Genomic DNA, 22229 nt, shown 5'->3' with positions numbered 1-22229 from the left:
CGGAGCGTGAGAGCGTTCCGATTCTCGAACAATTGCACTCTTCGGATCGAAGCGAGCAATTTGCTGTTCCAGTGGATTGCTCAAATCTGGTGAATCACGCTCAACACCTGTCAACGACACACGGATTCAACGACACACGGATTCCACGAATGAGGAAGGGACTGATCACGTGACGGCGCTCGACGTGTCCACACTGGGCAAGACCAAGCACACGCTTCCCCGCGCAGTGCCCGACCTCCGCCGCGGATCGACTTCTCGGAGGGAATGGGAAACGGCATACCGCAGAAGGCTGTTCCTGGGCGATTCGGTGATCATCGTGGCGACGGTTTTTTTGGCTCAATGGCTACGATTCGGCGGAGACGGCCGTGCGGTAAGCCCCGGAATCCTCGGGCAACTCAGCTACACCGGTGTGTCAATTGCATTGGCGGCGATGTGGTTATCGTCTTTGGGGATCTTCCGCACTCGCTCGATTCGTGTGATCGGCAGCGGCCCCGAGGAGTACAGACGAATCTTCGTCGCGACAGTTCGCCTCTTCGGTCTCATTGCGATTGTCAGCTTGCTGTTGCAGTTGGACATCGCACGGCTCTATCTGGCCTTCGCATTTCCGGTCGGTCTGACCGCACTGATGGCGAGCCGCTGGATCTGGCGAAAGGTGATCGCGCGGAAGCGGTCTCGCGGCGATTTTCAGACGTCCGTCTTGGTCGTGGGAAGCCCGGTTGCAGTCAAGAAAATGGCCCAGACCTTCGAACGAGCTCCCGGTGACGGGTACCGGGTAGTGGGCGTCTGCCAACCCAGTCAACTAGGACGTCGCGACAGAGTCATAGTGGTCGACGGCAACGAAATACCGGTCCTAGGCGACGAGCACGACGTGACCGACGCACTCGATTTGGTCGGTGCCGATGCGGTGGCGGTTACGGCGACGGAACACCTCGGCTACGACGGTATGCGGAAACTGGCCTGGGATCTGGAGTGTAAGGACGTCGATCTTGTTGTGGCACCGGGAATCCTGGATGTTTCCGGTCCGCGACTGTCGATGCGGCCGGTGGCGGGCCTTCCACTGATTCACGTCGAACGTCCGCGATACCATGGTGCTCAACGGTTCGCCAAGACAGCCTTCGACGTCGTTTTCGCATCTGTCATTCTCATTTTGATCAGTCCCGTTTTGATCGTGACGGCCTTGGCAGTCAAGTTCACCAGTCGGGGTCCTGTGCTCTATCGGTCGGAGCGAATGGGATTGGACGGGGTTCCCTTTCCGATGCTGAAGTTCCGATCGATGGTTCAGAACGCAGATACGCAGGTCGACAGCCTGCTGTCGGATAACGAGGGCGCCGGCGTCCTGTTCAAGATGCGTGACGATCCTCGGGTTACCAAGGTGGGGCGCGTCATTCGAAAGTTTTCGATTGACGAGTTGCCTCAGTTCGTCAATGTGCTCCGTCGCGAGATGAGCGTAGTTGGCCCGAGACCGCCGTTGAGGCGTGAGGTAGAGGCATACGACGGGGCCGTCAAAAGGCGACTGCTGGTCAAACCGGGTATCACCGGTTTGTGGCAGGTGAGCGGGCGCTCGGATCTTTCGTGGGAAGAAACCGTTCGGCTGGATCTGTCCTATGTCGACAACTGGTCGATGGTCGGGGACGTGATGATCGTCGTGAAGACGCTCAAAGCCGTAATGGCTAGTGACGGCGCATACTGATCCGTTCAGTCAGTCTTTCGTATTCGTATTCGTATCGCGAATCCGATTCGCCATTCCCGGCGAACTCTGCCTGGGATCCGAAGTAAGGGAACTGCGCAATGCACACTGGCCAATCGGTGGTGCTCGATGAGAACTTTGGGGGAGCAGGCTCGATGTCATCAACAAAATACTCGATGTATTTGGCGGTGATTCCAACCTATCGGAATCCGTGCATCGAGGTGTTGCGTGAGATGGAAGAAGGAAATCTCGATATTCTCGCTTCGGACTACGGGCTGGATTCCACGGTGCGAACTGGCATCGACAAGGATTTCTACGACCGCGTTCGACGGATCGGAATCTTCGGTGACAAGGTTCTTCTTCAGGTGGGTTCTTGGAAAAATCCGCTTTCCGCGTCCGTGACTATCCTGGATTTGAATCCCCGTAGTCTCACATCGTGGAGTATTTTGGTCCTTCGACGAATAGCGCGTCGCCGTACTCTTCTTTGGGGCCATTTGCATCCCAGGCAAGGTTCTTCGTCGAAGACGGCTTTCCTTCGGCGAACGATGCGCCGCTTGTCTCAGGGGACCATTCTTTACGGGTACGCCAGTGTGGTCCCAGCCAAGCTCGAGGTTCCAGGCCAACCAGTTTGGGTTGCACCCAATTCTTTGTACAAACGCGCTGACATCAACGCTGGTAACATCGGCGAATCGCGTAGATCAATTGTCTATGTCGGCCGATTGGTTGCCGAGAAGAACGTCGATCAATTGGTTCCAGCTTTCCACCGATCGGGCCTCGTAGACGAGGGTGCCGTGTTGGAAATCGTGGGTTTCGGCAATGCGGTGGAAACGATAGAACGGCAAATTCTCGATTTAGGTCTGGAAGAGTCCGTTGTGGTACACGGTCGCATTGAAAGTCCGATCGAACTTGCTGAAATCTACGCACGCTCAATCATGTCGATCTCTCCCGGATACGTCGGGTTGAGTGTCACTCAGAGTTTGGGATTCGGAGTCCCGATGCTGTACCCCGAGGACGCCCCGCACGCCCCCGAGATCGAACTTGCTGCTGTCGGTCCTATGCAGAGTTACTCACCGACGACCGAGGAGTCGCTGGCTGCGGCGCTGCGAGACTACTTCCTGCATCTTGTCTCCAATCCCGTTCCAGCGGAGGAAGTTTCAGCGAAGGTCGGGGATCTCTATTCCGCCGAAACCATGGCATCGGGGATCTCTGCTGCGTTGCGAGGTCAGGTCGTCGAATTCGACAATGAGGGATGGCCCAAGGAGATGGTCGTACGATGAGCAACCGATCACGCCTACCGTCAGGTGTCAGGCGAGCCCTTCGCGGAATTATGAATGGACTCGCAATATCGAACGGGAATGTTTCAGTAGGGCGCGACTTCAACGCCGGCCGTGGAGCTATCATCAGTGCGCCTCACCGACTGAATATCGGCGATAATGTCAGTGTCGGACCCCGAACCGTTATTCAGGTAGACGGCTCCATCGGATCCCACGTCATGATCGGAATGAACGTCTACATCGTGGGGCGCGAAGACCACGCGATCGACGAGGTGGGTATTCCGATGCTCGCGTCGACGTGGGTGGGGGACCGTCAGCCTGGTGCCCGCGATTCTGTCGAAATTGGAACAGACGTATGGATAGGCGCCTGTTCGGTGATATTGAGCGGTGTGAAGATCGGTGACGGTGCGGTTATCGGAGCCGGTTCGGTCGTGACGAACGACGTCGAGAGTTTCTCGGTGAATGTCGGAGTTCCGGCACGGAAAGTCGCCGAACGATTCGAGAGTGACACGCAGAGAAGTGCACACCTGCAAGCTGTGCACGGACTGCCGTCCTGAGTTAGCTGAAAAGGGAAATGAGCACGATGGATAATCAGGGAAATAAAATCCTGATCGTGGGAATCAACTATTCTCCTGAGCCAACCGGTATCGCTCCGTACACGGAGGGTTTGGCAAATGCGATAGCGGATGCCGGTGCTGACGTCAGGGTAGTGACAGGGTATCCGCACTATCCATTCTGGCGAAAGATGGATGGCTTCTCAGGTCTGTCCTCCGTAGAGCAGTCGGAAAATCTGACGGTTCAAAGACTTCGTCATTACATCCCTCGGAATCCCAGCTTCCTGCGAAGAATTCTGATGGAGGCAAGTTTCGCTTTGAGAGCGACCTGGGCGACTCTTTTCCATCGAGCAGACCTCATACTGTGTTTAAGTCCTACACTTTTGTCCTCGGCGGCATTTGTCATCAGGACCAGGCTCCTTCGGTCGCGCACACCCGTGGTGCTGTGGGTGCAGGACTTCTACGGACTGGGCGCGTCCGAGACCGGTCAGCTGAGCGGAGGCCTGTCGTCTCTCGTTGATCGAGCCGAATCCTGGATCTTGCGAAAGTCCGATCACGTCGTCGTGATCCATCCGCGGTTCGCGAAGCATGCTCAGGACAACCTCGGAGTCGACTCGAGCAGCGTCACAGTCATCAGGAACTGGACCCACCTGGATCTCTCCCAGTCTGCCTGCACCCGAGAAGATTCGCGAAAGCGATTGGGCTGGGGGCCGGAACAGAAGATAGTTCTGCATGCCGGCAATATGGGTGCCAAGCAAGGGCTCGAGAACGTAGTGGACGCCGCGCGTTTACTTGGGCCGCGGCAGTCCGACATCAAATTCGTGCTGATGGGGGATGGGAATCAGCGGGCCCATCTCGAAGAGCTGTCCGAGGGATGCACCGGGATCGAATTCATGGATCCTGTTGGCGGCGAGGACTTCACCGATGTGCTGCGAGCAGCGGACGCACTACTTCTCAACGAGTTGGCCGATCTTCGCAGTATGGCCGTTCCGAGCAAACTCACATCGTATTTCGCTTCAGGGGTACCCGTCGTCGCGGCTACGTCTTCGGACAGTGCCTCCGGCGAGGAGATCGCCCTGTCCGGGGCGGGAGTACGTGTTGACGCCGGAAATCCGGAAGCATTGGTACGTGAAATAGAGATGCTGGTATCCGACCCCGTCCGTGCCGCTCAACTCGCGCGAAGCGGGGGGGAGTACGTGCACGAAACCTTGTCTCCCGGCTCTGCCACCACGGCGTTCGGTGACCTCTTCGACGGACTCATCAATCGAGACAGTTTGCCGACTCGCCCGACGCAAGCCCGAGCGCGATGACACACCCGCAGCTCTCCCTCGGTGAATTCACCGGGGCAGGATACGACAAGGGACGTCCGGCATCAGTGCAGGTCGCCTGGCTCGCGGTGGCACCACTGTTCCGGGCCTGGTTCGTGCCGGCACGCATACGAGTTGCCATTCTCAGACTGTTCGGCGCTCAGATCGGTGATGCAGTCCTGATTCGGCACGGCGTGAAGATCCATTGGCCGTGGAAACTGTCGATCGGTGATAACACTTGGGTGGGTGAGGGAGCATGGATCCTCAATCTCGAACCGGTGAGTATCGGGTCGAACAGTTGTGTCTCGCAGGACGTCTTTCTGTGCGCGGGCAGTCACAGCAGAAAGTCACGGACTTTCGAGTTCGACAACGGACCGATCGTCATCGGCGACGGAGTGTGGATTGCGGCCAGGTCCACAATTCTCCGTGGCACGTCGGTCGGTGACCACTCGGTTATCGGCGCAAATTGCCTTGTTACATCTGATGTTCCGGCGAGTTCGATCGTCCGCGCCCCGGTTTCGTCGATCGGACGACCATGAAGGGCGCACGACCGCGCTGCGCCGGGGTTCCGCACTCGTTCGAGTGCCCGGGTGGTGGAACATGAAGGTGATGACGAACCCCCTGGTGGTTCAGTTCACGGGAATCGCCGGCGGACGTCTTGTCGGTGCGTTGATTCAGGCACTGAGTATGGTCCTACTCGCGCGTATCTCCGGTCCGTCCGGCTTTGGAATCTTCGCTGCGGCTTATGGTGTCGGACTGGTGCTTCAGACCATTCTGAACTTCGGGTTCACCCCATTTCTGGTTCGGATCCGTGCGTTGGGTGACCAGGACCCCCTCATCGCGTCGACCTTGGAGTTCTCGCGCCGCGCCAACCTGGCCGTTGGTGCATTGCTGGCATTTACCGCGGCGGTAGCCGCGGTCTTCGAGCCGAAGCTTTGGTTCGTAGTGCCGTTGACAGCTTGGGTTGTTCTGGACAATTACGTCGAGACGCTGCTCTCGCTACCACTCGCTGACGGGAATACCTGGCAGAACGCGGTGTCGTTGCTCCTCCGGCGAGCACTTGCTCTCGTTTTTGTTGCGGCGGCTTGGCTCGCAGGAGTCGACGCAGTGTTCTGGTATTCCGTGGGCCTCGCGTTCTCTTCGATGATCGCTGTCTTCGTGGCCATTCGGCTCGGACCGGCGATCACTCGTGTGAGATCGAGACGCTCGTACAAGTCGATCATCGGCAAGTCTTCGCACTTCTGGTTGAATTCCGTTGCTACTCAGACGCGCAACTTCGACGTACTGCTGGTTGGACTTGTCACGTCGCCGGCCGTCTCCGGAATCTACGGCGTGACGAGTCGTATCACCACGCCGTTGCGGCTGATTCCCACATCATTTGCGGCAGTTCTCATGCCGGCGGCGGCGCGCTCGACGACCGGGCGAATCACCCAGGGCATTCTGCGACCCGCGATGTACGTATGCATCGCAAGCGCGGTGATCTTCGGTGTGATCGCAGCTGCCATACCTGTGCTCGTTCCACCGATTTTGGGCGATGCGTACGTAGACGCGGTACCGGTAATGCAGGTCGTCTGCTTCAGTTTGATCTTCGCAGCGATCTCGTCCCAATTGAATGCGATTCTGCAAGGTACGGGCAGAGTTGAAATTGTCTCCTACATAACGGTTGTGAGCACCTTGATCTGCCTCGTCGGAATCGTGCTTGCTGCCCCCCGTTACGGGGCGCTCGGAGCGGGGTGGTCGCTCTCGCTCAGCTATGTACTTCAAACCGCATTGTTGACCTGTGTCGTTGTCGTTGCAATGAGGAGGGATCCCCATGCGTAGGTTCTTCATGAGTATCGCAGCAGCTCAGGGCAATCTGGGTGACATCGAGATACGGCGAACAGCAGTCGACTACATGCGTGAACTGGGGTTCAAACCCGTTGTCTTTTCCGGCAGTATGAGCGCGGAGTACGTCGATGCCTTCGATTGGGAACCAACCGACGAGGTCATGGATTCGGGTATCAGCTTCTGGCGAGCGATTTTGTCCGATACGGTGCGCCGAAAGCGGGCAGTGATCGTGATGGCACCTGGGCCGGCGGTTCTGGGGGCTTCAGCAGCAAGCGTCGTCAAGCACTCGTTGTTGGTGACAGTCTTTGCGGTGCTGCGCATTTTCGGTACACGAGTCCTCGTTTTGGGACGGTCGATCGAGGTGCGAAGCTCGATGGCGGCAGTACCCGAAAAGATCCTCGTCGGCGTAGCCGACGTCTACGCGGCACGTGACAAAAGGACGTGTGAGTACCTGCGAGGCAAGAGTCGGTTCTATCCCGATCTCGCGTTCCGGGCCGGCGTATCCGACGGAGCGAAGTCTGCAGGCCGAGAATCTGCGAGCCGAGAAATAGCCTTGCTTTCACTTCGGCATGACCGACCGGTGAACTACGCGGTTCTTCGGTCGATCCACAGTCAGGTCGAGGCAATCGGCTTGAATCTGGTGGCCTGCTGCCAAGTTGCCGAGGACGACAACCACAATCGTGAAGTTGCTGCAACGCTGGGTATTCAGTACGTGGGATGGGACGATGACGTGACCCATCGGCAACAGGAGTTCGCTGTCCGCGCCCTGTACGAGCGCGCTGCCGTAACCATCAGTGACCGCCTCCATGTTTTGATCCTGAGCGCTCGAGGCGGATCGATACCGGTCATGGCGGGCAGCAGTTCGGTACCGAAGCTGAGGGATTCGCTGGAACCGGTACTCGCGCCGCAGGCCTCCTGGATGGACGATGCGACGGGTGGCAGCTTGAATCTCGGGCACGACGAATCTACCCGTATCTCTCGCGGAATGGATTCCGCTGCCGCGGAACTGGAGGATTTGAGATCGCGGATCAAGGGGGCAGTAATGCCGTGAGGGTTTCTCAGTTCTGGTTGTGGGTTCGTTACTCCCACACAACACAATTCGGCCGATGACTACTCGCAGACAAGTATCTGCTTCGAGGACGGAGTTTCAAGTGAAACGTGCACTGATTACCGGAATTACAGGCCAAGACGGTTCATACCTGGCCGAGCTGTTGTTGAGCAAGGGATACGAGGTCCACGGACTTATTCGTAGGTCGTCCACGTTCAATACAGCTCGAATCGATCACATGTATGTGGATCCCCACACGCCGGATGCAAAACTGTTCCTTCACTACGGAGATCTCAGCGACGGGGCGCGTTTGGTCACTCTTCTCGCACAGATACGCCCGGACGAGGTCTACAACCTCGCAGCGCAGTCCCACGTGCGGGTGAGCTTCGACGAGCCAGAACATACCGGTGACACCACGGGAATCGGGTCGATCAGGTTGCTCGAAGCAGTCCGGATGGCTGGTCTCGAATGCAGGTTCTACCAGGCGTCCAGTTCCGAGATGTTCGGTGCGACACCGCCTCCGCAAGACGAGCAGACTCCCTTCTACCCGCGATCGCCGTACGGTGCGGCGAAGGTGTACTCGTACTGGATCACCAAGAACTACCGCGAGGCGTACGGGATCTTTGCCGTGAACGGAATTCTGTTCAACCACGAATCTCCCCGGCGAGGCGAAACATTCGTCACTCGCAAGATCACGCGAGCGGTGGCGCGGATCAAGGCCGGTCTGGAAAGCCATTTGTACATGGGCAATCTCGATGCAATCCGCGACTGGGGCTATGCGCCGGAGTACGTGGAGGGAATGTGGAGAATGCTTCAGGCCGACGAACCGGACGATTACGTGCTCGCGACAGGCGGTAACTACTCGGTCAAGGATTTCCTGACGGTGGCCTTCGAGCACGCCGGCCTGAACTGGGAAGATCACGTGCGCTTCGACGAGCGCTATCTGCGGCCGACGGAAGTAGATGCGTTGATCGGAGATGCCGGTAAGGCGGAGCAGAAGCTCGGTTGGAAGGCGACTGTGCATACCCCGGAGCTGGCTCGAATCATGGTCGATGCGGACATCGAGGCTCTGACGTGTGAGGGCAAGCCCTGGATCGACCGTCCGAATCTGGTGGATTGGGAGCACGCTCGATGACGGGGGAGTACACGCAGAAGTCCCTCGATCGGAGCGACGCGGTATACGTTGCGGGCCATCGTGGACTCGTTGGTTCAGCGATTTGGCGTCGGTTGGAAGCCGACGGCTTCAATCGCCTTGTCGGTCGCACGTCCGCCGAACTCGATCTTCGCGACCGCGGTGCCGTGTTCGAATTCTTCGCCGCTGAGAGGCCGAAGAACGTGGTCCTCGCGGCGGCCAGAGTGGGCGGGATACTGGCGAACAGCACACTGCCGGTGGACTTCATCTCCGACAACCTTCGCATCCAGGTGAACGTGATGGACGCGGCGGCCGAATTCGACGTAGATCGCCTTCTATTCCTCGGATCATCCTGCATCTACCCGAAATTCGCGCCTCAACCGATTCGCGAAGAGTATCTACTGACCGGTCATCTGGAACCGACGAACGATGCATATGCCATCGCAAAGATCGCGGGAATCCTGCAGGTACAGGCTGTTCGCAAGCAGTTCGGGCGACCGTGGATCTCCGCGATGCCGACGAACCTCTACGGCCCGGGTGATAACTTCTCTGCCAAGGGCTCTCATGTGCTGCCGGCCCTCATCAGGCGCTTCGACGACGCGCGCCGTGATGGAGCTGCGTCAGTCGTGAACTGGGGCAGCGGGACGCCGAGGCGCGAGTTTCTCCACGTCGACGACATGGCGGATGCCTGCCTTCATTTGCTCGACCACTATGACGGAGCAGAACACGTCAATGTTGGTACGGGCGAGGACCAGAGTATCGCGGAGATCTCCGCGATCGTGGCGGACGAGATCGGGTTCGACGGCGAGATCGAATGGGATCATTCGAAACCTGACGGGACGCCGCGGAAGTTGCTTGACATCGGGAAGCTTCGAGATTTGGGGTGGCAGCCCAGGATTGATCTTCGTGCGGGAATCGCATCGACCGTGGAGTGGTATCGACAGAACGTCGATTCGATCAGGACATGAAGTACTACAGCATTATTCGACGTAAACCCGACTTCGACAGGCAGACATCGTTATGACTTCTCGTATTGCGGTATTCGGCACCGGCTACCTCGGGGCGACACATGCAGCTTGCATGGCCGAGTTGGGTCACGAGGTTCTCGGGGTGGATGTTGATCCGAACAAGCTCGCGATGCTCGAAGCTGGGGAGGTTCCTTTCTACGAACCGGGACTCGAGGAAGTGCTGCGCCGCAACATAGCCGCGGGACGTCTTCGATTCACGGCTTCCTACGAGGAGGCCGCAGAGTTCGCCGACATCCATTTCCTCGGCGTCGGTACGCCGCAGAAGAAGGGGGAGTTCGCGGCCGACATGCGTTTTGTCGATTCGGTGATCGAGACGCTTGCACCCCTCTTGACCAGGCCGACCGTTATCTTCGGGAAATCAACAGTGCCAGTTGGTACAGCAGAGCGATTGGGTGCGCGGGCCCGGGAACTGGCGCCTGCCGGACAAGACGTCGAGGTGGCGTGGAACCCGGAATTTCTCCGGGAAGGCTACGCGGTGAAAGACACACTTCACCCGGACCGGCTTGTGCTCGGGGTCGACCGTAATCGACCCGGACGTGCGGAATCGGTTGCGCGTGAAGTGTACGAGCAGCTCTTGAACGAAGGTATTCCCTTCGTTGTGACCGACCTTGCGACTTCGGAGTTGGTCAAAGCGTCAGCCAATGCATTTCTGGCGACGAAGATCTCGTTCATCAATGCGATCTCGGAGGTGTGCGAGGCGTCGGGCGCGGATGTGACCGTTCTTGCCGATGCCATCGGCCACGACGAGAGAATTGGTAGGCGATTCCTCAACGCCGGAATCGGTTTCGGTGGTGGCTGCCTACCTAAGGACATCCGTGCTTTCATGGCACGTGCGGGTGAGCTGGGAGCAGATCAAGCACTCACTTTCCTACGCGAAGTCGACAATATCAACATGCGTCGTCGTACTCGGATGGTCGAACTGGCTCGAGAAGCGTGTGGTTCTCTACTCGGAGCCAATGTGGCGGTTCTCGGTGCAGCCTTCAAGCCTGACTCCGACGACGTGCGCGACTCACCTGCGCTGAACGTTGCCGGCCAGATTCAGCTCCAAGGCGCTGCCGTCAATGTCTATGACCCGAAGGCCATGGGAAACTCGAAGGCGTTGTTCCCCACCCTCACTTACACTTCGAGTGCACTTGACGCGTGTGCAGGAGCTGATGTCGTCTTGGTTCTGACCGAGTGGACCGAGTTTCGAAAGTTGTTGCCGTCGGATCTCGAAGCGGTCGTCCGCAAGAAGGTCATCATCGACGGACGTAACTGCCTGGAACCGACCACCTGGCGCGACGCAGGGTGGACCTATCGAGGTCTTGGAAGGCCGTAGATCGGTGAAACCCTCAGCGAGGGATGGTTATTGCACGGCGTCGAGGGGAGTGCCCGCGTGTCTGGGACGAAGGTCCGTCAGTAGATGAACTATTCCGGTGTGGAAACTTCGATCGCCGCCCGTCGATTTCGGGGCGAGTGGTGTTTGCCCTGTTCGATTGGTGTGCACCGGCTTCCGGTGGCGGCGGGCGTTGTTGGATGTTCGCGGACTTTGGTCCTACGGTCGGCTGAGGGTGTGTGATCTTCGCGTGGTCGGCACATTCGGCTGGCGAAATCGAGGGGTTTCGATGCTGCGTTGCGGTGGTGAAAAGAACCACGACACAGTAGAGTTCAGCCTGGCTGCACGTTACGTCCGCTCTCTTCGATGTGCAGTGAACTCCAGGTGGCGGTGTCGGCCGATGAGGCTGACGAAGAGAACTGGACCCGATGTCCGTGTCGCAGGTTCGCCGCTGCGTCAACATGTAGTCGTGCCGTCAAGTGTGGACCACGAACTGAGATGCGTGAGATGCCACGAAGGTTTCTTGTCCCTGCCTGTTTCGGGATCGACCTCTCTGTGACGCAGGGACGCGCGATAAAAAGATTGGCTGCCTCGTTCAGCCTGGATTGAGTGCAGCGGCTCGACAAGCGGCTGTCGATTACTACTCGAATACGTACTACGTGCTCGAGCCGAAGGAGATTCGACGATGGATGTACGGGACTACCTGAAGATCTTGCAGGCACGGTGGAAAATAGTCGTTGTCGTCACCGTGGTTGTGATCTTGGGCGCTTTGGGTGCCTCGTTGATTGCGACACCGGTCTACCAGGCTTCCACGCGCCTGTTCGTGTCGACTTCCACTGGAACGACCGTGAACGAGGCTTACCAAGGCAACCAGCTTTCACAGCAGTTGGTCACCTCCTACGCCAAGCTCCTCACTGGGGAGACGCTCGCGCAGCGAACAATCGATGCAGTGGGGTCAGATCGATTGGGTGGGCTGTCCGCGGCGGAGATCTCGTCGAAGGTGACCGCCACATCGGCGCCGGATACTGTACTTCTCGATTTGAGCGTGCAAGATGCGTCGCCTGAACTGGCACGCGAAATCGCAAATGCGCTGTCGGACGAGTTTGTCGTGATGGTCAAAGATCTGGGTACGCCCGCGAATGGTGGCACAGCGCCGGCGCGCGTCGTTGTCGAGCAGCGAGCACAAACTCCCGCGGAACCGGTGTCGCCGAAGACTTCGCGGAACGTGGCGCTCGGTGCCGCGATCGGGCTTCTGCTGGGGATCGGATTGGCTGTCGTGCGTGATCGCCTGGACAACACCGTCAAAGAGCGCAAGGTGGTCGAAGACATCGCCGGCGCGGCGATGGTGGGAACAATTCCGTTCGACAAGGAACGCGAAGTTCATCAAGCGATCAACTTCCACGAGGGCAACTCCGCAAGTGCCGAGGCGTACCGCGAACTGCGAACCAATCTGCAGTTCCTGGCCGTGGATCGTCCACCGAGTGTCATCGTCGTCACGAGTTCTCTTCCCTCCGAGGGAAAGACCACGACTGCGGTGAACATCGCACTCGTGCTGGCCGAGGCAGGCAAGAAGGTGTGTCTCGTCGAAGGTGACCTCCGTAAGCCTCGCGTTTCGAAGTACCTTGGACTTATCGGAAGCGTCGGTCTGAGCTCGGTCTTGGCTGGGCAAGCAGATCTCGACGACGTACTTCAAGTCACGAGCAATGCTGACCTGACGGTCCTTGCTTCAGGTCCGATTCCCCCGAACCCGAGCGAACTGCTGGGGACTGACACTGCCCATGCAGTCTTTACCGATCTCCGCAGAAGGTTCGACTACGTCATCATCGACGCCTCGCCGTTGCTTCCGGTTACGGATGCTGCAGTGCTTTCAGCGCTGGCGGACGGTGCGCTCGTGATTGCTCGTCACGGCTCGACGAAGAGGGATCAGCTGAGCAGGGCGGTCGGCAATCTCCACAGTGTGGGCGCGACAATTCTCGGCACTGTCATCACGATGACCCCGCTGAACGGTCGTGGTGTCTACGAGTACAAGTACTACTACGATTCCGATCCGGTTGTCGCTGACGTGGCCGTGGGAGGTTCCGTGGACAGCAATCCAGTCGGCGAACGAAGGGTAACGTCGACAGTCAACTGATCTGGTCGTACGTTAAATCCCGACGCCTCACAGGGCCCTCGAGCAATGCTCGAGGGCCCTTCTGCGTGTGGTGAATCGGACGCAATTCTTTAGTCGGGTCCTCTGAGTCTGCGACGCTGCGGTCTGACCTGTCCTACTTGACCGGTGCCGCTACGGCTTTCGATCTGGTTGCGCCTGACGAGCCGTTGTGAGCTTCCTGTTGGAGTCGTGTGACGAGTGTGGCTGACCGCAGGCGGACCAGCACGGTTCGGCGATTGGAGTTGCGCAACGTCTAGATCTCGGTCTGGCATCCCGTGCTGGATTCAGGCAGTGGGTGCAGTAGCTGTTGGCGCAGCCAGAGTCGTGGACGGGGCCCGACATTGTCCCGGCAACCAACTGGTGGATCGCTCGCGGCGGCCGGTATCTCGGTGCTATCCAGATGCCGCACAGCATGAACGAGATCTTGGCCGATTTCGGTGGTCATATCGGCTATGGAGTCCGGCCGCCGGAACGCCGGCAAGGTATCGCGTCGACGGCTCTGCAGGAGATGCTCACGTATGCCACACAACCGGTGGGCCTCGGTCGAGTCCTGATTGCCCGCAACGAGATGAACGTGGGTTCACGCAAGGCCATCGAGGTTTGCGGGGGTCTACTCGCGAGCGTGCGCCCAGCTGATCAGTCGACCGCAACCTCGGCTGTTCGAGAGACACGCTCCGCTACTGGGCGCCAACGAGCATGTCGAGCGTCAGTTGACCTATACGCGGCCGCGCACACTTGCCATGGCCGCGCACGCTTGCCATGGACACAGCCGTCGGTAGCGGTCGCCCCGCTTTGTAGTCGAACGGCTGCACAATTCCCCCCTTCTCGAATTGGATTGTGCTGCAAATCTTTCTGCACCGCATAGACGGTCAGTGGCGGTCCAGGCTCCTCCTTTCGCATGTCTAAATTCTCGGTGTCGCCCGATCGTAGGTTCGCGCATTGCCGGCCAGTCGAAAGTCAAGCGCGCAGAGTCCAAGTGCCGGACAATCGTCCAGGTCTGAGGCGACGCCGAACGCATCAAAGTATGGTTTGCAGAGCGATTACCAACTGCGTGCTGGTTTCCGTCCAAACGTGGAGTCCAATTGATCAAGGCGATGAAAACTATAGGTACGCAATGGTAATGGTGAGGAATGTTCGCACCCTCCTGCTTAGAGGGTGAATAACTGACCTCAATGCTGGCGTTCGGAAGAAGTTCGGAAAGCGCTATTGCCACACTGTCCGGAATGTGGCAAACTCCTCACTGGTACTGACCAGCTAGCCGAAAAATTGCCATGACGTGAGTCCTGACAATATCGAGGCTGGCGACGTCAGCGGGCGAGGAGAAATCGCCGATCGTCCTGTGTTTGGGTCGTTAATGGACTCTGCTTCAATCATGGGGTGTGAGCTGCGGCAATGCCGCAATAATCGACAGTTGGGCCGAGGCCTGACAACAGTCGCCGGGTTAACTGCAAGGCGCACGTAATGCGACCATTCGCACTGAACGCAGCAATGCGGAGCAGTTGCTTCGCTGTCGAAGTTTCGGGATTCGGCAAGGCGGTCCGATGGACCTCGGCCGGCGAACAGCTTCAGGCCGAATTTTGTGCATGGGGAAAGGTTTCTGAACACATGACGGTTCTCGAGATGGCCGCGCCCACGAAAGAACGGCCACAACAACACCGACGAGTAGCGCCCGAGAGGGCTGGTGGAGTTTCCGCACGCAGGAAATGGCAATCTGCGTATCTTCGTCGTCTGGCGATCACCGACACGATCATTGTTGCGGCAGTTGTGTTTCTGGCTCAATGGTGGCGATTCGGTAGCGACGCGGACGTCGTCGACGGTGAAGCATTCGGCCATTTCAGCTACACCGCACTGTCTTTCGCCCTGATTATCGGCTGGTTCGCCGTATTGAGAGTATTTCGCACCAGATCTCCTCGCGTGATCGGAAGCGGCCCTGAAGAGTACCGATTGATCGCTGTCGGAACGCTCCGCCTGTTCGGACTGATTGCGATTGCCAGCCTTCTCCTTCACCTGGAGATCGCGCGCCTGTACCTCGCCGTGGCGTTTCCGATGGGATTGACCGCCTTGATCGCGAGTCGTTGGATCTGGCGACGGGTGATTGCTCGTGAGCGAGCCCGAGGTGAATTTCGAACTGCCGTACTTGTGGTCGGTGTGCGAGGGGCGGTTGTCGATCTTGCACGCAACCTCGAGCGCGACGATGCCCATGGATACCGAGTCGTCGGAGTCTGCGTACCTGGCTACGGAGGAGACGTGGGCGAAGTTGTCACAGTGAACGGTCGGGACATTCCGGTGCTCGGAGACGAGCACAGTGTCGCGGACGCAATCGATCAGGTCGGTGCCGACACGGTGGCAGTGACGGCGTCGGAGCGATTCGGACCGGAAAGGCTGCGCACGTTGGCCTGGGATCTCGAGCGCGATCATGTGGACCTTGTTGTTGCACCAGGGATTCTGGATGTGTCCGGACCGAGGCTGTCGATGCGCCCGGTCGCTGGATTTCCGCTGATCCATGTCGAGCGTCCGCGCTATCACGGCGCGCAGAAGTTCACGAAGACGACCTTCGACATCGTCTTCTCGACCGTGGTACTCGCCGTGATCAGTCCGGTGCTTCTGGCGGCTGCGATCGCAGTCAAGCTCACGAGCAAAGGGCCGGTTCTGTACAAGTCCGAGCGGATGGGGTTGGACGGGCAGCCGTTCCCCATGCTCAAGTTCCGCTCGATGGTCCAGAACGCGGATTCTCAAGTCACGGCGCTGATGAAGGAGAACGAAGGCGCCGGAGTGCTTTTCAAGATGCGAGATGATCCGCGTGTGACGACGGTCGGTCGCTTCATGCGTCGGTACTCGATCGACGAGTTGCCCCAGTTCGTCAATGTTCTTCGGCGCGAGATGAGCGTCGTCGGACCGCGGCCACCGCTTCGGCGCGAGGTCGAGATGTACGACGATGCGGTCAGTCGCCGGCTACTGGTCAAGCCCGGTGTCACCGGTCTGTGGCAAGTCAGCGGACGTTCTGATCTTTCGTGGGAAGACACTGTCCGCCTTGATCTTTCCTACGTCGACAACTGGTCGATGATGGGTGACGTCATGATCGTCGCGAAGACGCTCAAGGCGGTGGTGGGAAGTGATGGCGCCTACTGACAAGAATGCGGCACCGGCGCCTTGCGAAAATGAGGCACCGAACAATCCGCTGATCTTGCGAACGGCATTGGTGATCGCGGTCATCGGCGCGAGCGGAGCCTTTCAGGCCTACACGCAGAAGACAGCGCTCGGATCGTTGCTCGTACACGGTTCGGCCGTTCTCTCGGCGACACTCGCGTTGGTCTACTTCCTCGACCGGCGATACTCACGCAACGCGTCCTGGCCTGTCTTCATGCTTCTGATCGCGGCCGGCGTTCCGGCAACCAGCTGGTACTGGTCGACGTTGCCCCGGAACTCCGTCGTCGCCGGCATCGTCATCGTGTGCCTGGCGATCACGGGAATCATGGTCGCCCGCGAGTTGACCTTCCCGGTGCGAGTGCGGACTGTGGCCGTCACCTTGCTGGTACTACTGGTGCTGTCGCTGATGGTCGTGGTCCTCGATCCTTCGACCGGCATCGATGTGGACACCCGCACTGTTGCCTATCGCGGAATCTTCACGCACAAGAATACTTTGGGCCGAATGGCTGCGATCGAAGTTGTCCTTGTTGCTGTCATGCTCATGCTTCCCGACGTCAAGCGTATTCCGTGGGTGGCGGCGTTGGCTGTTGCCGGCATCGTGTTGTTCGAAGCCCGGAGCCAGACCAGTCTCGTCGCTGCAGGCATTGCGCTGGCGACAGTGCTTGCTCTGAAGTGCCTTCGACGGACACCTAACGCTCGCCTCGCCTCGACGGTGATCATCGGGCTGTACATCGGGGTGTCCGGCGCGATGAAGGTGCTCGGACCCGATGTCGCAGCGCTACTCTCGCGAGATGTCACGTTGACCGGCCGGCTACATCTCTGGACGGTGTCCGAGTACTACGCCGAACAGCGGCCCCTGCTCGGTTGGGGCTTCGGCTCGGTCTGGGCACCTGACAGCGTTGTCGGACAGATGATCCGGTCCAAGCTGTCCTTTCCGGCGACCAGCGCGCACAACGGAATGCTCGACATTCGTCTCCAGATCGGTTGGATCGGATTCCTGCTGCTGTTGGCCGGCTATTACCTGCTTCTGAACACGGCGCTCGGGCGAGCTCGCAGCAGAACGGAGTACATCGCCGTCGTCGCGATCATGGTTCTCGTCTTCTCGATGGACTTGACGGAGTCGACGCTCTTCTTCGGCGCCATGTGGCTGATCGCATGGGTCTTCCTGGCGCCGTACGGACCCTCGACGTACCGCTCTCACAGTGCAGGCAATGCCGAATTGTCGATCCGTAGGGGTCGTGCGTACGGGTTCGCTCCGGAACGAAGAGGAGGTCAGTGAGATGTACAAGTCGTTCGATGTAGCGCGTTCGAAGCCTGAAGTGAACCCGACGTCCGCCGGTGGATCCACGCCGCCGAAAGCCTTGATGTTCCATGCGATCTATCGGAATCCGGGTGGTGAGGAGCAGAGCTTCGCGAACGAATCCAAGCTCCTGAAATCGATCGGATACGAGACAGTTCAGTGCACCACCGAGAATTCCAAGATCGCCCGGGGACCGTGGGCGGCAGTCACCGCAGTGTTCAGTCCTCGAGTACTCGTCGATGCGTTGCGCATCATTCGTTCGGAGCGACCGGACATCGTCTACGTGAACAATCTCTGGCCGGCGTTCTCGGCTTCGTTGCTCGTGGCCGCACGAGCCGCCGCAATTCCTACGTTGCAGGCGGTTCGGAACTATCGCCTGGCCACACCGTCGGCCAAGTTGCGCGCAGATGGAACGTGCACCGAATGCGGTTCCACCAACTACTTCACGAGTTGTGTCCGCAACGGATGCTACGGAAACAGCCGACTGCTGAGCTTTGTCTGCTACCTGAGCGCTGCGGCAGTCAAGATCAGCGTCTTGGGGTGGAAGCAGCACAGGTTCGTCGCAACGAGCGCAATGACAGCACGTCTGGTCGAGGGACGACTGATCGATTCTGGTCGCGTCGTGGTTCGTCCGAACTTCGGATTCGAAGAAAATGAACCCGAGTTTCGGAGCACTGATTCGGTCGTGTGCGTCAGCCGACTGACACCGGAGAAGGGCGTCCTGGACTTGGTGCGCAACTGGCCGCAGGGCGCTGGAAGTCCCTCGCTCACAGTTCTCGGTGACGGACCACAGTACGGCGAGATCTCCAGCATAAGCGCAGCTCTCGACAACGTCACGCTGGCCGGATTTACTTCACACGAAGATGTGATCGAGATACTCCGCGACAGTGCGGCGTCCGTGGTGCCGTCTCAATGGGCAGAACCGTTCGGGCGGGTTGCGATCGAGTCGATGTCGGTTGGCACCCCGGTCATCTACGCAACCAGCGGTGCACTCGCGGACATCGTCGGACCGGGCGGAACGCCTCTCCATTCCTTGGAAGAGTCGTCGATACGCGAGGCCCTCGACCGAATCTTCGGAGCGGACGACCGATCGGCGATACGCAGATCCGCTTATCGTCACTACTCGAATCGCTTCACATCGCGCAAGGCGGCGACGTCGATGCGTGAGCTCATCAACGAGGTGAGATCGTGAACGATCGCACTCGGCATGTGACATTCATGGCCGATCAAGGGCTTTCGAGCGTCCTCACTTTTGTCGTTCTCACCTCGGTGGCACGACTCGGTGGTCCGATCGAAGTCGGCCAGGTTGCCGTGATTCAATCGGCGGGTCTGTTGGCACTGGCACTGGGGAGAGCGATCGGCGTCGACGTCTGGCTGTCGCGAGGGGCGGGTTCCGACGAGCGTGGACCGGCGTTGGCACCCACGATCGTGCTGGCGGCGGTATCGGTGACATCGGTGTGGGCACTGTTCCTGATCGCCGGCTCGGACTCGATGAATCTCACGGTATACGCCTTGGCTGCAGCTGGTTTCGTGGTGTTGGACGTGATACGCACGATGCTGATGCACGACGGAGCGAGTTGGATCTCTGCGTCGATACAGATCGTGACACTCTCGTTCGTCCTTATTGCAGCTTTCCTGGTCGAGAATCTGACACTTGCACTCGTGACCTATACGGTCGGTGTCTTCGTCGCGCTCGCTCTCGGTCACGCATCCATGCGTCTGGTACCGCCGGTGCCGTCGATCAGGTACTCGCGCACTCACCGATACAGATCCGTGCCGTTTGCGATCGAGATATTGATGGGATCAGCTGCGCAGCAGGCGATGTTCTTGATACTCACCGTGGTGGCGTCGATCTCGATGATCGGTGAGATCAGAACTGCCCAGACACTGCTCGGTCCACTGTCCTTGATGTTCGCGGGCATCTCGCCAATTCTGATGCGTAAGTTCGGCAGTGGTGTCGAAGCGATGAGCGCGAGCGAGTGCATGGCACTCGGCCGCCGAGTGGGCTTGCAGATCTTCTGGGTTTCGATCATCTGCGTTTCGCTGATCTGTCTCACACTCGAGATTCGACTCTCGGGAGTGCGATTGATGGATCATCTGGTCGGACCGCACTTTCCGAACTTGATACCGGTCATTCTGCTCTGCGGGTTGGCGGTGGCGTTCAACGGGATTCTGCTGGGAGTCGGCACGTCGATCCGCGTCGTGGACAAGACGGGAAACCTCAACAGATTTCGCGCCTTGCTGTTGCCTCTGCAGTTTCTGATCGTTCTCGGGGCAGGACTGACCGACAGCGCCGTACACGTCGCAGGAGCATTGGCCGCGTCGGCGTGCGTCAGCGCGAGCGTCGCACTCCTGGTCTCGATGAACCGTGGCGCCCGACCGAAAGTTGACCTCTCATGAAGAATCCCAGCGACGTCATAGTGGCGATTCTGACCTTCCGTCGCGAATCGGAACTGGCTGTATGCATCGACAGCGTCCGGGCATCGATCCAGGCTTCCGGTGTCTCCGCCCAGGTCGTAGTAGGCGACAACGATCCGGAATCCACCACACCGACGTATGTTGCCGACGGGATCGAACGACTGCATCTCGGATTTGGCGGGGTATCTCCGGCGCGACGTGCGCTGGTCGATCTCGCCCGTGCACGAGATCGTCGTTACATCGTCTTCGTCGACGACGACGAGTACGTCGATGTCGACTGGCTGTCGAATCTCCTCACCTGCGCCGCAGATTTCGACGCAGGTGCTGTGGCCGGTCCTGTGATTCCGGTGGGTCTGCCTGCCTCAGAACTTCCATTGCACACTCGCGTTCGCCATTCGACCGGCACCCCGGTTGCGTCTGCAGGCGCTGGAAATCTGTTGTTGGACCTGAAGACTTTGAACGGCTTGAACTTCAGTGACGACTGGGATCTACCTGGCGGCGAGGACACCGAGTTCACGCTCAGGATGAGCGCCGGCGGTGTCCGGTTGTTGTGGTGCGACGAGGCGCTTGCGTACGAACCCGTCGACGAGAATCGGCGTCGGGACTCCTGGCTCTTCGCCCGGTATGTCAACAACGGACGAATCCTCGCGGTCTGTCAGGGACAGCTCGACCTGCCACTGTTGACGGCTCAGAGTGCCAAACGCGCTCTGCTCGTACTCGCGTCGGCGACGTTGATCCCCGTTGCCCTGATCAGTCCACGGATCAAACGCGTGGTTCTCGACCACGGTGCACGCAACATCGGTTGGTTCTCAGAGCGATTCAGCCGCCGCGATTCTCGGACGCCGCGCGCACAGAGGCTGGTGGTAGCGCGATGACACGGTTGTTGATGACGGCATACGCCTGCGATCCGAATCAGGGGAGTGAATCCGGTGCGGGTTGGGCGCTTCTCTCGGCGGCTTCCGAACTGTGTGAGTCGATCACGGTGGTGACTCGCTCCGGTGAGGCTCCCGCATTGGAATCGGAGTGTGAAAAGCTCGGTTGCGAAGTTCGTGTCGTGCGAATAGCGACTTTGACCGCGGAAGAAGCCGGATCGTACGGTCGCTACCTCCGATGGCTTTGGCGCACTTCAGTGTTCGTTCGGTGTGAAGCGGCAAACTTCGACGTCCTGCACCATGCAACTTTCGCCTCCGACTGGCTGCCTCCACCGGTGCTGTTCGGTGGAGCCGGCGGCGCACGACTCGTATGGGGGCCTGCCGGGGGCAACACCTACCCGCCGATGCCGCTCGCCAAGCGCATCGGTGTGCGGTATCTGGCATCCACGGTAGTTCGAACCTGCTCGACGAAAGCCGTTCGGTCACTGACACATATCTTCATGGCCGGACGAGTTGACACTTTCATCGCGATGAACTCCGACAGCGGACGTGGCGCACCGCGGGCACGCAACGTCGTCATCCAACCCAATTGTGTTCTGGACTACGACGGAATCGAGAAGCAAGCGGTACCCAGGCCGAAACGAAGGCTCTTATTCGTAGGAAGACTGTTGCAGTACAAAGGAATCGACCTGATTCTGGAAGCGCTCGAGCATTTGGGCACCGAGTGGTCCATGACCTTTGTCGGGGACGGACCCGCCCGCGGGCGGATCGAGAAGTCGCTTCCGTATCGGCGCGGTCAGGTCACGCTTCGCGGGTGGCGCGACAGATCGGAAGTGGTGGGCGAGATGGGGTCCTCCTCCGTTCTGCTCTTCCCGAGCATGCACGATTCGGGCGGCTGGGTGGCGGCCGAAGCGGCTGCGGTGGGCCTCCCGGTGGTCTGTTTGGATCTCGGCGGTGTGCCGACACTGGCCGGTAGTAACGCCGTGGCGATCCCGGTTGCTCCGGCGTCGACTCTCGCCTCTCGTATCGCTCGATCGGTTGTCGAGACAGAGCTTTCTCTCTTTGAACCGCAGCGTGATTGGACTCGATCTCGGTTGACATCGGTCTTGTCGCGCAGTTACGGCCAGTGCAATGAACGTCAACAAACGAACTCGAAGAAGTGGTGAGACAG

The 22229-nt window shown here is 59.1% G+C and carries 18 protein-coding genes; all 18 read left to right on the top strand.

The window, feature by feature from the left end; genetic code table 11:
• Nucleotides 1-169 precede the first annotated feature (169 nt).
• The 18 genes from H351_RS25480 to H351_RS25400 all read left to right on the top strand — a co-directional run bounded on the left by H351_RS25480 (nucleotide 170) and on the right by H351_RS25400 (nucleotide 22224).
• Nucleotides 170-1690 carry a sugar transferase gene (locus tag H351_RS25480; RefSeq protein WP_029254699.1) on the top strand — a complete coding sequence of 507 codons (1521 nt, stop codon included), beginning with the start codon at nucleotides 170-172 and terminating at the stop codon, nucleotides 1688-1690.
• A gap of 98 nt (nucleotides 1691-1788) precedes the next feature.
• Nucleotides 1789-2964 carry a glycosyltransferase gene (locus H351_RS25475; RefSeq protein ID WP_046378107.1) on the top strand — a complete coding sequence of 392 codons (1176 nt, stop codon included), beginning with the start codon at nucleotides 1789-1791 and terminating at the stop codon, nucleotides 2962-2964.
• Nucleotides 2965-3179: 215 nt separating this feature from the next.
• On the top strand, nucleotides 3180-3518 hold the full coding sequence (locus H351_RS32615; RefSeq protein ID WP_024487404.1) for a DapH/DapD/GlmU-related protein: 339 nt from the start codon (nucleotides 3180-3182) through the stop codon (nucleotides 3516-3518).
• Between the two features lie 17 nt (nucleotides 3519-3535).
• Nucleotides 3536-4825, top strand: a complete 1290-nt coding sequence (locus H351_RS25465; RefSeq protein WP_024487405.1) for a glycosyltransferase — start codon at nucleotides 3536-3538, stop codon at nucleotides 4823-4825.
• Nucleotides 4822-5361 carry a DapH/DapD/GlmU-related protein gene (locus H351_RS25460; protein ID WP_020968746.1) on the top strand — a complete coding sequence of 180 codons (540 nt, stop codon included), beginning with the start codon at nucleotides 4822-4824 and terminating at the stop codon, nucleotides 5359-5361. The genes H351_RS25465 and H351_RS25460 overlap by 4 nt, the downstream gene beginning before the upstream one ends.
• 70 nt (nucleotides 5362-5431) lie before the next feature.
• Nucleotides 5432-6643 carry a lipopolysaccharide biosynthesis protein gene (locus tag H351_RS25455; RefSeq protein WP_158510647.1) on the top strand — a complete coding sequence of 404 codons (1212 nt, stop codon included), beginning with the start codon at nucleotides 5432-5434 and terminating at the stop codon, nucleotides 6641-6643.
• Nucleotides 6636-7700, top strand: coding sequence for a polysaccharide pyruvyl transferase family protein (locus H351_RS25450; RefSeq protein WP_029254703.1), 1065 nt, complete (start codon nucleotides 6636-6638; stop codon nucleotides 7698-7700). Before H351_RS25455 ends, H351_RS25450 begins: the two co-directional genes overlap by 8 nt.
• A 100-nt stretch (nucleotides 7701-7800) precedes the next feature.
• Nucleotides 7801-8832 carry a GDP-mannose 4,6-dehydratase gene (gmd, locus tag H351_RS25445; RefSeq protein WP_020968749.1) on the top strand — a complete coding sequence of 344 codons (1032 nt, stop codon included), beginning with the start codon at nucleotides 7801-7803 and terminating at the stop codon, nucleotides 8830-8832.
• Entirely contained in the window at nucleotides 8829-9797 is a 969-nt protein-coding gene (locus H351_RS25440; RefSeq protein ID WP_019747431.1) for a GDP-L-fucose synthase family protein, read from the top strand. Before gmd ends, H351_RS25440 begins: the two co-directional genes overlap by 4 nt.
• A gap of 52 nt (nucleotides 9798-9849) precedes the next feature.
• Nucleotides 9850-11175 (top strand): UDP-glucose dehydrogenase family protein, encoded by a 1326-nt coding sequence (locus H351_RS25435; RefSeq protein WP_029254704.1) that lies wholly within the window; start codon nucleotides 9850-9852, stop codon nucleotides 11173-11175.
• 682 nt (nucleotides 11176-11857) lie between these two features.
• A complete protein-coding gene (locus H351_RS25430) occupies nucleotides 11858-13303 on the top strand; it encodes a tyrosine-protein kinase domain-containing protein (RefSeq protein WP_019747429.1) in 1446 nt (481 codons plus the stop codon).
• Between the two features lie 418 nt (nucleotides 13304-13721).
• The gene (locus H351_RS31575; RefSeq protein ID WP_338051104.1) at nucleotides 13722-14186 is read left to right on the top strand and encodes a GNAT family N-acetyltransferase; all 465 of its coding nucleotides are present in this window, start codon (nucleotides 13722-13724) and stop codon (nucleotides 14184-14186) included.
• Between the two features lie 740 nt (nucleotides 14187-14926).
• The gene (locus H351_RS25425) at nucleotides 14927-16450 is read left to right on the top strand and encodes a sugar transferase (RefSeq protein WP_029254705.1); all 1524 of its coding nucleotides are present in this window, start codon (nucleotides 14927-14929) and stop codon (nucleotides 16448-16450) included.
• On the top strand, nucleotides 16437-17747 hold the full coding sequence (locus tag H351_RS25420) for an O-antigen ligase family protein (protein ID WP_029254706.1): 1311 nt from the start codon (nucleotides 16437-16439) through the stop codon (nucleotides 17745-17747). The genes H351_RS25425 and H351_RS25420 overlap by 14 nt, the downstream gene beginning before the upstream one ends.
• 1 nt (nucleotide 17748) lies before the next feature.
• Nucleotides 17749-18960 carry a glycosyltransferase family 4 protein gene (locus H351_RS25415; RefSeq protein WP_029254707.1) on the top strand — a complete coding sequence of 404 codons (1212 nt, stop codon included), beginning with the start codon at nucleotides 17749-17751 and terminating at the stop codon, nucleotides 18958-18960.
• A complete protein-coding gene (locus tag H351_RS25410) occupies nucleotides 18957-20168 on the top strand; it encodes an MATE family efflux transporter (RefSeq protein ID WP_029254708.1) in 1212 nt (403 codons plus the stop codon). The genes H351_RS25415 and H351_RS25410 overlap by 4 nt, the downstream gene beginning before the upstream one ends.
• The gene (locus tag H351_RS25405) at nucleotides 20165-21061 is read left to right on the top strand and encodes a glycosyltransferase family 2 protein (protein ID WP_029254709.1); all 897 of its coding nucleotides are present in this window, start codon (nucleotides 20165-20167) and stop codon (nucleotides 21059-21061) included. Before H351_RS25410 ends, H351_RS25405 begins: the two co-directional genes overlap by 4 nt.
• On the top strand, nucleotides 21058-22224 hold the full coding sequence (locus H351_RS25400) for a glycosyltransferase family 4 protein (RefSeq protein ID WP_029254710.1): 1167 nt from the start codon (nucleotides 21058-21060) through the stop codon (nucleotides 22222-22224). Before H351_RS25405 ends, H351_RS25400 begins: the two co-directional genes overlap by 4 nt.
• The last annotated feature ends 5 nt before the right edge of the window (nucleotides 22225-22229 follow it).

The organism is Rhodococcus erythropolis R138 (assembly GCF_000696675.2).
GTDB classification, from domain to species: domain Bacteria; phylum Actinomycetota; class Actinomycetes; order Mycobacteriales; family Mycobacteriaceae; genus Rhodococcus_F; species Rhodococcus_F erythropolis.
The sequence above is the reverse complement of the archived record's forward strand: the minus strand, read 5'-3'. Positions and strand labels throughout refer to the sequence as shown.